This is a genomic window from Agrobacterium sp. 5Ca50, from assembly GCF_055381905.1.
Genome location: NZ_AP026438.1, coordinates 1,922,137 through 1,936,630, shown reverse-complemented (window position 1 = coordinate 1,936,630; position 14,494 = coordinate 1,922,137). Strand labels below are relative to the sequence as shown.

16 protein-coding genes are annotated in these 14,494 nt (G+C 55.3%); 8 read left to right on the top strand and 8 right to left on the bottom strand.

Features of this window, described 5'->3' with window-relative positions; all coding sequences use genetic code 11:
* Positions 1 to 24: 24 nt before the first annotated feature.
* A complete protein-coding gene (locus ACZ5FM_RS09515) occupies positions 25 to 651 on the bottom strand; it encodes a glutathione S-transferase family protein (protein ID WP_275641529.1) in 627 nt (208 codons plus the stop codon).
* 126 nt (positions 652 to 777) lie between these two features.
* Positions 778 to 1,992: an NADP-dependent isocitrate dehydrogenase gene (locus tag ACZ5FM_RS09510; protein WP_192488686.1), complete on the bottom strand. Its 1,215-nt coding sequence runs from the start codon at positions 1,990 to 1,992 to the stop codon at positions 778 to 780.
* Positions 1,993 to 2,202: 210 nt separating this feature from the next.
* Between ACZ5FM_RS09510 and ACZ5FM_RS09505 the strand changes: the two genes are divergently transcribed.
* From ACZ5FM_RS09505 to ACZ5FM_RS09490, 4 genes are all read left to right on the top strand, one after another.
* Positions 2,203 to 2,736, top strand: a complete 534-nt coding sequence (locus ACZ5FM_RS09505; RefSeq protein ID WP_259145969.1) for a hypothetical protein — start codon at positions 2,203 to 2,205, stop codon at positions 2,734 to 2,736.
* Positions 2,737 to 2,828: 92 nt separating this feature from the next.
* Positions 2,829 to 3,674: an RNA methyltransferase gene (locus ACZ5FM_RS09500; RefSeq protein WP_464038543.1), complete on the top strand. Its 846-nt coding sequence runs from the start codon at positions 2,829 to 2,831 to the stop codon at positions 3,672 to 3,674.
* Positions 3,655 to 4,458, top strand: a complete 804-nt coding sequence (gene murI / locus ACZ5FM_RS09495; RefSeq protein WP_464038542.1) for a glutamate racemase — start codon at positions 3,655 to 3,657, stop codon at positions 4,456 to 4,458. The genes ACZ5FM_RS09500 and murI overlap by 20 nt, the downstream gene beginning before the upstream one ends.
* 63 nt (positions 4,459 to 4,521) lie before the next feature.
* Positions 4,522 to 5,160 carry a LysE family translocator gene (locus ACZ5FM_RS09490; protein WP_464038541.1) on the top strand — a complete coding sequence of 213 codons (639 nt, stop codon included), beginning with the start codon at positions 4,522 to 4,524 and terminating at the stop codon, positions 5,158 to 5,160.
* A 71-nt stretch (positions 5,161 to 5,231) separates the two neighbouring features.
* Here the strand turns inward: ACZ5FM_RS09490 and ACZ5FM_RS09485 are convergent, their stop codons facing one another.
* A complete protein-coding gene (locus ACZ5FM_RS09485) occupies positions 5,232 to 5,399 on the bottom strand; it encodes a Thivi_2564 family membrane protein (RefSeq protein ID WP_192488691.1) in 168 nt (55 codons plus the stop codon).
* A 126-nt stretch (positions 5,400 to 5,525) separates the two neighbouring features.
* On the opposite strand from ACZ5FM_RS09485, the gene ACZ5FM_RS09480 reads away from it, so the two are divergent.
* Positions 5,526 to 5,951 (top strand): OsmC family protein, encoded by a 426-nt coding sequence (locus ACZ5FM_RS09480; RefSeq protein ID WP_464038540.1) that lies wholly within the window; start codon positions 5,526 to 5,528, stop codon positions 5,949 to 5,951.
* A 10-nt stretch (positions 5,952 to 5,961) separates the two neighbouring features.
* Here the strand turns inward: ACZ5FM_RS09480 and ACZ5FM_RS09475 are convergent, their stop codons facing one another.
* From ACZ5FM_RS09475 to ACZ5FM_RS09465, 3 genes are read right to left on the bottom strand one after another with little or no spacing between them, the layout of a single operon-like run.
* Positions 5,962 to 6,468 carry a peptide deformylase gene (locus tag ACZ5FM_RS09475; RefSeq protein ID WP_250981741.1) on the bottom strand — a complete coding sequence of 169 codons (507 nt, stop codon included), beginning with the start codon at positions 6,466 to 6,468 and terminating at the stop codon, positions 5,962 to 5,964.
* A 40-nt stretch (positions 6,469 to 6,508) separates the two neighbouring features.
* Entirely contained in the window at positions 6,509 to 6,853 is a 345-nt protein-coding gene (locus tag ACZ5FM_RS09470; protein WP_464038539.1) for a hypothetical protein, read from the bottom strand.
* Complete coding sequence (locus ACZ5FM_RS09465) at positions 6,853 to 9,165, bottom strand: FdhF/YdeP family oxidoreductase (protein ID WP_464038538.1); 2,313 nt, start codon at positions 9,163 to 9,165, stop codon at positions 6,853 to 6,855. Before ACZ5FM_RS09465 ends, ACZ5FM_RS09470 begins: the two co-directional genes overlap by 1 nt.
* A gap of 401 nt (positions 9,166 to 9,566) precedes the next feature.
* On the opposite strand from ACZ5FM_RS09465, the gene mgtE reads away from it, so the two are divergent.
* A complete protein-coding gene (gene mgtE, locus ACZ5FM_RS09460) occupies positions 9,567 to 10,991 on the top strand; it encodes a magnesium transporter (RefSeq protein WP_250981738.1) in 1,425 nt (474 codons plus the stop codon).
* Between the two features lie 182 nt (positions 10,992 to 11,173).
* Entirely contained in the window at positions 11,174 to 11,560 is a 387-nt protein-coding gene (locus ACZ5FM_RS09455) for a MerR family transcriptional regulator (RefSeq protein WP_192488697.1), read from the top strand.
* Between the two features lie 60 nt (positions 11,561 to 11,620).
* Here ACZ5FM_RS09455 and ACZ5FM_RS09450 read toward each other — a convergent pair whose 3' ends face one another.
* Positions 11,621 to 12,589: an acetyltransferase domain-containing protein gene (locus tag ACZ5FM_RS09450; RefSeq protein ID WP_464038537.1), complete on the bottom strand. Its 969-nt coding sequence runs from the start codon at positions 12,587 to 12,589 to the stop codon at positions 11,621 to 11,623.
* Between the two features lie 63 nt (positions 12,590 to 12,652).
* Positions 12,653 to 13,345: a DUF599 domain-containing protein gene (locus tag ACZ5FM_RS09445; RefSeq protein ID WP_312945010.1), complete on the bottom strand. Its 693-nt coding sequence runs from the start codon at positions 13,343 to 13,345 to the stop codon at positions 12,653 to 12,655.
* Between the two features lie 624 nt (positions 13,346 to 13,969).
* Between ACZ5FM_RS09445 and cobU the strand changes: the two genes are divergently transcribed.
* Positions 13,970 to 14,491, top strand: a complete 522-nt coding sequence (cobU, locus tag ACZ5FM_RS09440; protein WP_464038536.1) for a bifunctional adenosylcobinamide kinase/adenosylcobinamide-phosphate guanylyltransferase — start codon at positions 13,970 to 13,972, stop codon at positions 14,489 to 14,491.
* Positions 14,492 to 14,494: the final 3 nt, after the last annotated feature.

The following is a 14,494-nucleotide window of genomic DNA, read 5'->3' as shown; positions in this document are numbered from 1 at the left end:
CTGATCGCCGTCCGCTAAGCCATGTCAGCCGGTGGGCTGCAAATCTTTCGAGGCTTCCTCATCCAGTTGCAAGGCACGCTTGAATGCCGGGCGTTCGCTGATATGGCTGAGATATTCCACAAAATGTGGACGTTTTTCGACCGTGCCGACCTGCATGCCCCAGCCGATGTGTGACGCGACATAAACGTCGGCCGCTGTAAACTGATCGCCAGCCACAAAGCGGTTTTCGCTGACAGCCAGTTCCAGTGTGTTCATGACATCGGCATAAGCGCCGCAGCCAACCATGCGGTATTTGTCTGGCGGTACTTCAACACCGAGCGCCTTGAAGCAACCTGCCATTTCCAACGGGCCCGCCGTAAAAAACAGCCAGCGGTAATAAAGGCCGCGCTGTTTGGTGGGTGGGGCAAGATTTGCGCCGGGAAATGCATCGGCAAGATAGGCGCAGATCGCCGCGCATTCGGTGACGATGGTGTCACCATGTTTGATGGCTGGCACCTTGCCCATCGGGTTTATCGCCTTGTAGGCGTGTGATTTCATGTCGGTACTGAAGGCCAGAATTTCGGTGCGGTAGGGCACGCCAACCTCTTCCAGCATCCAGCGGGCAATGCGACCGCGAGACATGGGGTTGGTATAAAATGTCAGGTCACTCATAACGTCTCCTCCATTTTGGCAAATTCTGCGCCTGACCTGTGATGTAATCAAGACATTGCTCTCGTAGCCAAAAGAAAACCCGGCGCGAAGGCCGGGTTCTCGAAGTTCTCTTCAGGTTTGGCTGTCTCAGGCAGCCATAGCCTTCTGAAGGTTTTCGTCGATCTTGTCGAGGAAGGCAGTGGTTGACAGCCATGGCTGATCAGGACCGATCAGCAGTGCCAGGTCCTTGGTCATGAAGCCGGCTTCAACGGTGTCAACGCAAACGGTTTCCAGCGTGGCAGCGAACTTTGCCAGATCGGCATTGTCGTCCAGCTTGGCACGGTGTGCGAGACCACGTGTCCATGCGAAGATCGAAGCGATCGAGTTCGTGGAGGTTTCCTGGCCCTTCTGGTGCTGGCGGTAGTGGCGGGTAACCGTACCGTGTGCAGCTTCAGCTTCAACCGTGCGGCCATCTGGCGACAGCAGAACGGAGGTCATCAGGCCGAGCGAACCGAAGCCCTGTGCAACGGTGTCGGACTGTACGTCGCCGTCGTAGTTCTTGCATGCCCAGACGTAGCCGCCGGACCACTTCAGAGCGGAAGCAACCATGTCGTCGATCAGGCGGTGTTCGTAGATGATGCCGACTTCGTCGAACTTCGCCTTGAACTCGGCTTGGTAAACTTCTTCAAAGATGTCCTTGAAGCGACCGTCATAAGCCTTGAGGATGGTGTTCTTGGTGGACAGATAAACTGGCCACTTGCGCATCAGGCCGTAGTTCATGGATGCGCGTGCGAATTCGCGGATCGACTCATCCAGGTTGTACATGGCCAGAGCAACGCCGGCGCCTGGTGCGTCGAACACGTCTTTTTCGATAACCTGGCCGTCTTCACCAACGAACTTGATCGTCAGCTTGCCCTTGCCAGGAAATTTGAAGTCGGTTGCCTTGTACTGATCGCCGAATGCGTGACGGCCAACAACGATTGGCTTCGTCCAGCCTGGAACCAGACGTGGAACGTTTTTGCAGATGATTGGCTCGCGGAAGATAACGCCGCCGAGAATGTTGCGGATGGTGCCGTTCGGGCTCTTCCACATCTGCTTGAGGCTAAATTCCTCAACGCGGGCTTCATCTGGAGTAATGGTTGCGCACTTGATGCCAACGCCGTGCTTCTTGATGGCGTGAGCCGCATCAACAGTCACCTGGTCATTGGTCGCGTCACGGTTTTCGACCGAAAGGTCATAATATTCGATGTCGAGATCGAGGTAAGGCAGGATCAACTTGTCCTTGATGAGCTGCCAGATGATACGGGTCATTTCGTCGCCGTCGAGATCGACAACCGGATTTGCAACCTTGATCTTTGCCATGAATTCCTCGCCATGAATGAGGCGGAACAAGTCCGCGGTATCGGAAAAATATCCGGTGCGGCTATAGCATCGCATGCGCCGTCCGCAAAGGCTTGGAGCATGTTTTTCTGCATGGCTGCCCAAATGAAGTTGGGTGGGTGACAAATGACAGGATGGGAATACAGTCTGGCGAATCATTCCTTCATCGTCGATTTGCGACCGGACACTTTTATGCGCACTTTTTTCACTGCCACCCTCGTTTTTCTGGCCTCCAGCTGCGCATTCGCCGCAGATGCGACCGCACCCGTGCGTCAGGTGATGGATATCACCGTCAAGAACTGGTCCGGCGAGCAGGAAGAGTGGAAATACATTTTTGACGAGGACATGCTGAACAGCCTGTTCAGCAAGAAATTCGTCGAAACCTACCATCAGGCGGCAAAGAAGCCGGCCTATGACACCGAAAACAACGAGCCGGGCGACCCCTTTGGCTACGACGTTGTGACCAGTTCACAGGATGGCTGTCCAATACAGGAACTGGCGATTGCACCTGCTCAGCCAAAGGATGGCGGCGTGAATGACGTCAAGGTCAGTTTCAAGCTGTGGTCCTGCATGGACGAAAACGACATGAAGAACATGGTCAACGAAGTGCATTTCGATGTCATCGAAGAAAACGGCAAACCTGTCATTGATGACATTCACCGGGTTGGTGACGACGGCACGGATTCCCTGGTTGTCGAGATGGATGGCATCATCAAGGGTGAATAGTGCCGGTCTTCAATTGGCCTTTTTCCGCTGCACACTTTGATTTGCGCTGCATTTTGTGCCAGTGAAGCGCCCGTGTAATCTGGAAGAAGAATATGGCTGGTACCAATAGCGAGCTGGAACTTGTGGCAGAAGGCCCGGCAATCATCCTCGTTGAACCGCAACTGGGCGAAAACATCGGCATGGTTGCCCGTGCCATGGCCAATTTCGGCTTGGCGGAACTGCGTCTGGTCAACCCGCGGGATGGCTGGCCAAGCGAGAAGGCCCGTGCTGCGGCCTCCAAGGCAGACCATGTGATTGACGGCACGCGGGTGTTTGCGACGCTGGAAGAAGCGATTGCCGACCTGAATTTCGTTTATGCCACCACTGCCCGTGAACGTTACGGTTTCAAGCCGGTACGTGCGCCTGTCGACGCCGTTGCGACGCTGCGCGGTAAATTTGTCGGCGGCGAAAAAACCGGAATTCTGTTTGGTCGCGAGCGCTGGGGTCTGACCAATGAAGAAGTGGCGCTTGCCGACGAGATCGTGACCTTCCCGGTCAATCCAGCCTTCGCATCGCTGAACATCGCGCAAGCGGTGCTGCTGATGTCCTATGAGTGGATGAAGTCTGGCATGGAAGACGTGTCTTCGACGCTTTTCCAACCGATCGAGCAGCGGCCGGCGACAAAAGAAGAGCTGCATGGCCTTTATGAACAGGTGGAAGAAGCGCTGGATGCCCGCGGTTACTACCGCCCGGAAGGCAAAAGGCAGCGCATGACCGAAAATCTTCGTGCCGTTTTGTCCAGACGCGCGCTGAGCTCGCAGGAGATCAGCGTTTTGCGCGGCGTGTTCGGTACCTTTGACCGTTACACGCGCAACTCGCCGCGTGGAGCTTTTTATCAGCCTCCCAACAACAATGCCGGCGGCAAGGGCGTTTCGGAAGATGACAGCACAGACGCATGAGCTGAAACCAATTCTGGTTTTTGATTCCGGAATTGGTGGCCTGACGGTTTTGCGCGAGGTTCGCGTTCTGATGCCGGAACGCGAATTCATCTATATTGCCGATGATGCCGGTTTTCCCTATGGCGGCTGGGAAGAAGAGGCGCTGAAAGAGCGTATTCTGGCGCTTTTTAACCGGTTGCTTGTCGAGCATGATCCCGAGGTCTGCGTCATTGCCTGCAACACCGCTTTTACGCTGGCCGGTGCGGCACTGCGTGAAGCGTTTCCTGCCATGACCTTTGTCGGTACCGTACCGGCGATCAAGCCTGCAGCAGAGCGAACACGCTCCGGCCTTGTATCGGTTCTTGCCACGCCCGGCACGGTCAAACGTGCCTACACGCGTGACCTCATCCAGTCCTTTGCCACCCAGTGCCATGTGCGACTGGTCGGTTCGGAAAATCTGGCCCGGATGGCGGAAAGCTGGATCCGGGGTGAGCCGGTATCGGATGAGGCGGTGATGGCTGAGATCACGCCGTGTTTTGTCGAGCAGGAGGAGCGCAAGACCGATATCGTCGTGCTGGCCTGCACCCATTACCCGCTCATGTCCAATCTGTTTCGTCGTTTGGCACCGTGGCCAGTCGATTGGCTGGACCCGGCTGAAGCCATTGCACGACGGGCACGCCATCTGGTGCCGCTGGTTCAGGGTGCCGTACATCCCGATGGTTTTGATGTGGCGATTTTCACCTCAGGCAATCCAGATTTCGCCACCCGTCGCCTGATGCAGGGCTTTGGCCTGCGCGCCCAATAAACGGCGCTTGAACTTCAGTTAAAATGGTGGCTTGGTGGCGTTTCTCTGGAGCGAGGATTTGCCATGCCGTTTGAAAACTGGATTGCGTTTGCTGCTGCGTCAATTGTCATGCTGGCCATTCCCGGGCCAACCATCCTGCTTGTCATTTCCTATGCGCTTGGCCATGGCCGAAAGGCCGGTACGGCAACGGTTGCCGGTGTGGCGCTGGGTGATTTTACGGCGATGACCGCCTCAATGCTGGGGCTTGGTGCCTTGCTGGCGACGTCTGCTGCATTGTTTACGGTGCTGAAATGGGTGGGTGCGGCCTATCTGATCTATCTCGGGATCAAGCTGTGGCGTGCGCCTGTTATTGGTGGCGATGCCTCACAGGGCGATGTGACGGGCAAGGAAAGGCCGATGCGGATATTCCTGCATACCTATATCGTCACTGCGCTCAACCCGAAAAGCATCGTGTTTTTTGTGGCGTTTCTGCCGCAGTTTCTGGTGCCGACGCTGCCATGGCTGCCGCAAATGGTGATCTTTGAAACGACGTTCCTGGTGCTCGCCATCATCAATGCGGCACTCTACGGGCTGTTGGCCTCTGCTGCGCGCAACACCATTCGCAAACCATCGGTGCAGAGGGTGGTCAATAGAACAGGCGGAAGCCTGCTGATTGGCGCCGGCTTGCTGACGCTGGGTTGGAAGCGGGCGGCAAATATCTGAAATTCAATTTAAATAAAAAAGAACAGGCGGTGTTATTGCCGCCTGTTCTTTTTGTTTCCTGTCGCGATCGATCAGAATACGGCGAGATATTTCAGAAGCGAAATAATACCGATAATGATAACGATAACCTGGACGATCTGCTTCGCGCTGCCAGCAATTGGCAAGCGAGCGACCAGCCATAGAATCAGCACGATAACAAGAAACGTGATCAAAATGCTGATGAGGGTGGATGTAACCATTGGTCCCAGCTCCTTTAATTTTCCAACGGTTCTTGACCGTTGCGTATCAAATGCGTTCATCACCACATTGGTTCCATTGCGGACAATACAATTGAAAAAAATCCTATCGGCCGGCGGAGACAACACATGACCCAGGTAAAAGTGAAAACAAGGCCCACGGGCGCAACGGCCGTTCTGGCAAGAATGGGCCAGCCGGACCTCACAACGCCAACCGGCGGCGCGCTTGGCGTCACCACCAGCGCTTCCGATCCGGGCTTCAATCCGATTGATCTGCTTTATTCATCGCTGGCGGCCTGCATGGTGCTGAGCGCGCGCATCGCAGCCAGCAAGCTCGGCATCCTCGACAGGTTTGAGAACGTGACGGCTGAAGTAACCGGCGAGAAGGCAAAAACGGAACCGTCCCGCATCGAGACCTTCCATATCGCGCTTGATATCAAGGGTAATTTTAACGACGACGAGCGTCAGGCCATCGGCCATATGGCGGAAGATATCTGCACCGTCAGCAACACGCTGCGTGGTGCTGTGTCCTTTGACCTAACGGTTAAAGCGTAATCGTCTCTGCTTATGATTTTGGTGCGTGAGCGGCCTTTTGCCATTTGCGCACCAGACGGTCTCTCTTGAGGCGCGACAGTTTCTGCAGCCAGAAAATACCATCAAGCTGATCGATTTCATGCTGGATGCAGATGGCATGAAATCCCTCTGCCTCTTCTTCGTGAAATGCCCCGGTGATATCCTGATAACGTACGCGAACGGCCGCTGGGCGTTCCACTTCCTCCGTATAGCCGGGCATCGAAACGCTGCCCTCAGTGTGACGCATGGTATGTGCGGACTGCGAGAGGATTTCCGGGTTGATATAATTTCGGACGCCGTCCTGTGGCGACAGTTCCAGCACAAATACCCGCTGAAATACACCAATATGGGCAGCCGTGATGCCGACGCCGGGCGCGGCGCGCATGGTGTCGAGCAAGTCGGTGCACAGCGTTTTTACCGCATCGTCAAACACAGTCACCGGCTGGCAAGGTGTAGAAAGCCCGCTATGCGGGTAGGGCAGAATGGGCCTGATTGCCACTGTATGCTCCGGTTTTGCGCCTGATAAAACCCAGAAGGCGTCAGGCTTGCGGTGTCATGTTTTCGATGTCATGCGAGGTTCCAGAGGTGGCATAGGCGACCTCGGTCAGTTCCTTACCAATAGCTGACAATTCCACAAAGGTTCTTTGTGTCCGGTCATTACGTTTTGTCACGGCAAGGAAGCGGCCAGACATGGCGGTGATTTCACGTAACACCAGCGCATGGGCAATGCCGAGCTTTTTCGACAGGCTGCGGCTGTCGGAACCGATGCCGAGGTGAATAGCGCACAGAAGTGCGGCCCCGGTGGTGTCCAAACCATCCGGGGCCGTTTCCATGACCTTTTCCACCATCGCCATGAAGCGTTCGGCGGAAGTATCTTCAGACATTATGCAGCCTCGGTATCAGCCTCGATGCGCAGACGAACCGACACCAGAACCGACTTGGAGGTTGGGGTGAAGCTGCCTTCGCCGTAGCTGTGCAGTGGCACAAGCACGTTCAGTTCCGGGTAATAACCGGCAATGCTACCTTCTGGAATGTTGTAAGGCACAAGGCGGAAGTTTTCGGCAATTCGCTCAATGCCATCGCCATATTCTCCGACAACATCAACGCGCTGCTTGGCCTTCGCGCCCAGCTTTTCCATGTCCTTCGGGTTCATGAACACGACCTGGCGTTCACCGTAAACGCCACGGTAACGGTCATCCATGCCGTAGATGGTGGTATTGTACTGGTCATGGCTGCGGAATGTCTGCAGCACGAAGATGCCTTCTTCGCCAAGCGCCTGCTGGTGCTCGGTCTTTGCCGGCAATTCGCCGGTGAAGAAGGTTGCCTTCTTGGCTGGTGTGTTCCACTCGCGTTCTGCGGCGGCGTTGCGCAGGTGGAACCCACGCGGCACGCGCACGCGCTCATTGTAGTTCTCAAAGCCCGGTAGGACACGCTCGATCATGTCACGGATCAGGTCGTAATCTTCGGCCATGGCGCGCCAGTTGACATGGGCGTTGCCAAGCGTTGCTTCGGCAATCCCGGCAACGATTGCAATTTCCGACTTCAGCTCGGGAGAGGCTGGTGTGTTGATGCCGCCGGAGCCGTGAACCATGCTCATGGAATCTTCCACGGTGATGATCTGCGAGACGCCCTTGGAGTTGCGGTCGATTTCTGTGCGGCCAAGGCATGGCAGAACGTAGGACACCTGACCCGGTACAAGATGCGAATGGTTGAGTTTGGTGGCGATGTTGACCGTCAGCCGTTGCTTTTCAAACGCCTTGATGATCAGCGGGCTGTCCGGTGTGGCGCGAAGGAAGTTGCCGCCCAGCGCGATGAAGGTTTCGGCAGTACCGTCCAGCATGGCGCTAATGGCTTCAACCGTGTTGTGGCCGCGATTGCGCGGCATTGGCACGCCCAGTTCCTTTTCAAGCGCGTCCAGCAGGGCAGGTGGTGCCTTTTCGTCGATACCAACTGTGCGGTCGCCCTGCACGTTGGAGTGGCCACGTACCGGGCAAAGACCGGCGCCTGGACGTCCGATATTGCCGCGCAGCAGCATGAAGTTGGTGATTTCGCGGATGGTAATGACAGAATGTTTGTGCTGGGTAATGCCCATCGCCCAGGTGGCGATAACGGCATTCGACGTCATGTAGATGTTTGCTGCTTCTTCGATCTGCTCGCGGGTCAGGCCGGACTGGTCGATGATCGCGTCCCAGCTGGTGGCGTCCACGGCGGCACGGTAGGCGTCAAACTCGACGGCGTGTTCGTTGATGAAGTCGTAATCGATAATGGCGGGCTGACCAGCGGCGCGTGCTGCGTCATCAGCGGCAAAAATCACCTTGCTCATGCCGCGCACGGCAGCCATGTCGCCGCCCTGGCGTGGCTGGTAATAGTTGGTGGCGATCTTGGCGCTGCCGCCGGTGATCATCTCAACCTTGTCCTGCGGATCGGTAAAGCGCTCAAGGCCCTTTTCGCGGATCGGGTTGAAGACAACGATACGTGCACCGCGAAGGGCCGCACGGCGCAGGTCACCCAGCATACGTGGGTGGTTGGTGCCGGGGTTCTGGCCAATGCAGAAAATCGCATCGGCATGTTCGAAGTCTTCCAGCAGAACTGTGCCCTTGCCAACGCCGACGGAAGCCTTCAGGCCAACGCCGCTGGCCTCATGGCACATGTTGGAACAGTCAGGGAAATTGTTGGTGCCGTAGAGACGGACCATCAGCTGATACAGGAACGCTGCTTCGTTGGAGGCGCGGCCGGATGTGTAGAATTCGGCGCGGTTGGCGTCCGAAAGGCTTTTCAGCACCGAGCCGATTTCGGCAAAGGCGTCGTCCCAGGATACGGCAACATATTTGTCGGTGGCGCGGTCATAACGCATCGGGTTGGTGAGGCGGCCTTGAAGCTCAAGATCGTAATCGCTCCAGCCACGCAGTTCAGTGACGGTGTGTTTGGCGAAGAAGTCTGGCGGTACGCGCTTTTCAGTTGCTTCCCACGCTACGGCCTTCACGCCGTTTTCGCAGAATTCGAAGGAGGAACCGTGCTCCGGGTCACCCCAGGCGCAGCCGGGGCAGTCAAAGCCGTCAGGCTGATTGGCTTTGAGAAGGGTACGGGCGCCGGATATTGGTGCGCCGGATTCCAGCAGTCTCTTGCCAACACTTTTCAACGCGCCCCAGCCGCCAGCTGCGGAGGATGCCTTGCCGATGAAATCCATCTTGCCCATGAACGTGGTCTTTCCCAAAAATTATTCTTTAGCTCTTTGTTTTTTTGCATGTCGTTATCGCAAAACCGCTGAACACTTTTGCGCGACATGCTTCAGCGCAATTCCTGCGCCTTCTGGTCGCATTGCCTCATTGGCAATGTCTTGTTGTATTCTCCAGATTCCCCCATGTGTACCATATGTCAACTTGTATCTTAGTCTGAGTTTTTCAACTCTTGGTCATCGGCGTCGCGATTTCGTCGCAGGAATCTGTTTAAAGCGGTTGTTTATGACCGCATGATATTGTCTCTCCGATCAAAATTTTCCTTGGCATCCATCTTGCCTGATCGTTGACAATGCGGTTTTAAGAGCCATTCTCCAGCCAGCCCGTAATTCGGGACATTCACGTAAAACAGGGGGCGCCAATGACTGATGTTGACGACGATCGTCACGAGCCTCTGGATGTGACACCTTCCAATAAAGCCTCTGACATTTATTCGGATGACGGCTCTATCCGCTCCGACTTTTTGACCATGGTTGGTGCAGCAATCGCCGATCGTGACCTGCTGTTCCTGCGTAAAAATGTCGCAAGGTTGCACGAGTCCGAATTGGGCGATCTGCTCGAATCAATCCTGCCGGAACAGCGCCACGCGCTGGTGCGGTTGCTGGGTGACGACTTCGACATGACCGCCTTGACGGAGGTCGATGAGGCCATTCGTCTGGATATCGTTGAGCAGATGCCGAATGAGCAGATTGCTGCCGGTATCGGTGAACTGGATTCGGATGACGCGGTCTACATTCTGGAAGACCTTGACCACGCGGACCGCGAAGAAATTCTCGCCAAGCTGCCGTTCACCGAGCGTGTCAGGCTTCGCCGTGCGCTGGATTATCCGGAAAGCTCTGCCGGTCGTCGTATGCAGACCGAGTTCGTGGCCGTACCGCCATTCTGGACGGTTGGCCAGACCATCGACTACATGCGTGAGGAAGAGGAACTTCCCGAAAGCTTCACCCAGATTTTCGTGATCGACCCGACTTTCAAGCTGGTTGGCGCGCTTGATCTCGACAAACTGCTGCGGTCCAAGCGGCAGGTGAAGGTCGAAACGATCATGCATGAAACCAACCACCCGATTGCGGCGGAGATGGACCAGGAAGAAGCCGCGCAGCTGTTTGAACAGTATGACCTTCTGTCCGCTGCCGTGGTGGATGAAAACGGCCGTCTGGTCGGTGTGCTGACCATCGATGACGTGGTTGACGTTATCCAGGAAGAGGCGGAAGAAGACTTGCTGCGCCTTGGTGGTGTCGGTGACGAAGAACTGTCGGACTCCGTGGCCAGCACGTCACGCTCGCGTATGCCGTGGCTTGCCGTCAACCTGTTTACCGCATCGATGGCGGCATCGGTCATCGGCCTGTTTGACGCGACCATTGAAGAGATCGTGGCGCTTGCCATTCTAATGCCGATCGTGGCGGGCATGGGCGGCAATGCCGGTTCGCAGACCATGACGGTGTCTGTGCGGGCGCTTGCCACCAAGAACCTCGATATTCACAATGCCAGACGTATTATCCGTCGTGAGGCGGGCGTTGGTATTCTCAATGGCCTGCTGTTTGGCTGTACCATCGGTACATTGGCAGCCCTTTGGTTCCACGATATCCAAATCGGTGGCATTCTGGCAGCGGCCATGATGATCAACATGTTTGCGGCGGCACTGGCCGGAATTCTCATTCCGATCGTGCTGGACCGATTTGGCGCCGACCCGGCGGTGTCTTCTGCGGTGTTTGTGACGGCAGTGACCGATACCGTGGGCTTCTTCTCGTTTCTCGGTCTTGCGACCTGGTGGTTCGGCATACATTAGCGACGATCACGTGCAGGAATTGTTTGCACAATTACGGGTTTCAAGTCCTTGTTTTTGCAAGGTCTGGTATTCTTGTGCTGAAGGCGAGACGTGGCGATTATGTTAGGTGAGGATCAATTGTAAAATTGACTTTTACGTGAAGGTCAATATACTCAATTGCCTGACATGAAGCGGATCGGCACGTGAATAAATATTATAGCATCACAGAGCTTACACGGGAATTTGGTGTTTCGACAAGAACGCTGCGTTTTTACGAAGACGAGGGGCTCATTCATCCTGAACGTCGTGGTCGCACCAGATTGTTCAGAATGGCCGACCGCAGGCTTATTCAGGAAATTCTCAGAGGCCGTCGTATCGGCTTCACCATCGCAGAAATCCGCGAAATCATTCAGGTCTACAAAGAGCCGCCGGGCGAGTCCGGCCAGCTTGAGATGCTGATGAAAAAAGTCGATGAGAAGCGCAATGAGCTTCGCCAGAAGCGCAAGGACATTGAAGAGACGCTTGCGGAACTCGACAATGTCGAAGAAGCCTGTCTGACCCGACTTGCGGAAATTGGTGTCGGCACCTAACCGTTTCGAAATTCGGATAGTGTGAAGCCGCTGTTTATCGCAGCGGCTTTTTTGTTGCCGTTATTGCACTTGTCGTGTGCATTGAAGCGAGATTTCTTCGATTTTTGCCTGCTCTGGCTGGCTCAATTTGCTGGCCATCATATTATCAAATACATTTTCGGCCTGAAGTCTTTCCAGCGTGCAGCCGCAGAAACTCTGACACATTTCAACACCGTTTCCACCGCTGACGCAGGTTCGCTCGCAGCTCTTCTTGAACTCCTCGACCATATCGACCGGTGGGGGCGGTGCAACCAGCGATGCGAGATAAACAATACCAACCAGAATGGGCTGGTGGATCAGGTAAAAGGCAAGGCTGTGTTTGCCGGCAAGGGCCAGCGGATTGCGCGGATGGCTTGGGGTACGAAAACGATCAAGCCAGCCAGCGGGCAGGGCGATTTTCGCAGCGCTGAGGCCGAGCAGAAACGGCGCAAGCCACGGCAGCAGCGGCACATAATCATTGGAGCGCGGCATGACCGGCGAAAGGCCGATCCAGAGCAGCCATGGCGTGCTGAAAATATCCGCCGTCAGATAAAACGGTGCGGCAAGTGCAGCCGCGGCAACGACCAGCGTGACGACGACAGGCAGTCGCAGGAACAACAGGCCAACAAGGCTTGCGGCGGCGATATTATGCAATATGCCGAAAAAGATCATGCCATCTGGCGTCGCAATGGCCGTTGCGACGGTGATTACCACGGCAGCCGCAGCGATCATGGCAAAGCGCTTGCGGAAAGACGGCCAGTTTATGCCTTTGGAATGGGCAAGATACAGGCTGAAACCGGCCAGAAACAGGAAGCTGCTGGCAATACCGCGCGCATAGATCTTCCAAAGGCCCTGGGTTGCGGTGCCCGGCTCGAGATAACCGAACAGCTCCAGATCCCAGGTGAAGTGGTAGGATGCCATGGCAATCAGGGCAATACCGCGCAATGTATCGAGTGCGCCGATCCGGCCTTTCGGGGCGGCTGGCGTTGTCCCGGTGATCGCTTCGGTCATTCTCTCATCCCTGATTTTGTCGTTCTGCAAAGATTATCGCAACGCCTTCAAAGTGAGGCAATTTCAAGGCTGTTCATCTTCCATGATCGCCAGGCGCGCTTCCGAAAAGAATTGACGGCGTGTCAGAACCGCGATGATGAAGAGCGTGCCACCAATGAACACGTAAGGGCCGATGAACCAGCCGAGATAACCGATCGACAGGAAAATGGTACGCAGGCCATCATTGAAGTTCTTAGCGGCGATGATGTTCATGCGGATGACGTTTTCGGCCGCTTGTTCTGCTGCGCGCCGGTCACCCAGACTGTCCTCGACCATCGGAATGGCGCCAAACAGAATAGTGCAGTAGTTGAACAGGCGGTAGGACCAGCCAAATTTGAAAAAGGCATAACCGAAGATGGTCGTCAGTCCGATGACCTTCAGTTCAAAGGCCGTGCGTCCGGCATAATGCACAAAGGGCATGTCCTTGAACACGGATTCAACCTGATCTGTCGCGCCCAGAAGCGCAAAACAGCCACCAATCGCAAAGATCGAGGTCGAAGCAAAAAAGGCGGTGCCATTCTGCAGGCCTGCCATGATCTGCGTGTCGATCATTTTCAGGTCACGGCGCAGCGAATTGTAGATCCATTTGCGGCGGCGCTCGGCCATGGCCTGGTTGAGGCTGAGGCGCGCAAAACGCGGCTTGCCTGATGTCAGCCAGGCGTAACTGCTCCAGGAGAGGATGAAGATTACAAAAGCCGTATAGTCGATAATTGTCATGATGTTGTGAGACCGCCAATCGAATCCGTGCCGCTTCAGACCGGGCGATAATGGCCGCATGCGGTCCGTCAGGCAATGTGCTGACATCATCTATCTCAACGGACTGAAAAAACGGTGTCTATTTTGTCAGTGAGATGGTTCGCGATAAAAATGCAAAAAAACGACAAAGTTTTTTCGAATGTGAGTCGCTTGCTAACTCTCCGGTAAGAATGTCTGGTTAATTGTAGTCGTGCAGACGGCGAGACCGTCAGTCCGGCTCCGGAAAAGGTATTGCGTACCGGTCGCCGTTGCCTCTGTTCGAGGTGTTTTCAGGAGGCGTGCAAGCTTGATGGCTCGCGCGCTTTTTGATTTTTATCTACTCCCAGATATCATTGACACGCGCCCAGCCTGATCCTAGATTTTGGTTGTCCGGACCTTTTGCTGCTGGCCTTCAGTTTCCTTGCGGTTTGTAATGGTGCAAACCGGGGAAATGACAGCAGGCAGACAAACCGGAGTGTTGAGCATGATCGACCGGGGGACGCCTCCTATCTACGAATCGTCCCTTTTCATGACTTGATGCAATGGCCTTGCGCCTACGCGCATTGGGGTCCGGACATAATTTCATACATGACAGAGCGGATTTTCATGTCGCACCAAAATCGAACGGTTCTTGTGCTGGGTGGTGCGCGTTCCGGCAAATCTTCCTTCTCCGAAAAACTGGTTCTAGCAAGCGGCCTCGACGCCCATTATGTGGCGACCGGGCGAGCCTGGGACGATGAAATGCGAGAGCGCATTCGTGAGCACCAATCCCGGCGTGGTGCTGTCTGGACCAGCCATGAGGAGCCGGTTGATCTGGTGGGTCTGCTGCAAAAGATTGATGATCCCAAACGGATCATTCTCATTGATTGCCTGACATTGTGGGTCACAAACCTGATGATGGACAACAGGGATATGCCCGCCGAATTCGAGGCTCTTTGCCGTCACATTGCGGTGGCTAAGGCGCAGCTGGTGTTTGTGTCCAATGAAGTCGGGCTTGGCATCGTGCCTGACAATCGCATGGCGCGAGAGTTTCGTGACCATGCTGGCCGCCTGCATCAAAATGTGGCCGAAGTTGCAAATGAAGTTTATTTCATCGCGGCTGGATTACCCCTTAAAATGAAGGGGTAAGGT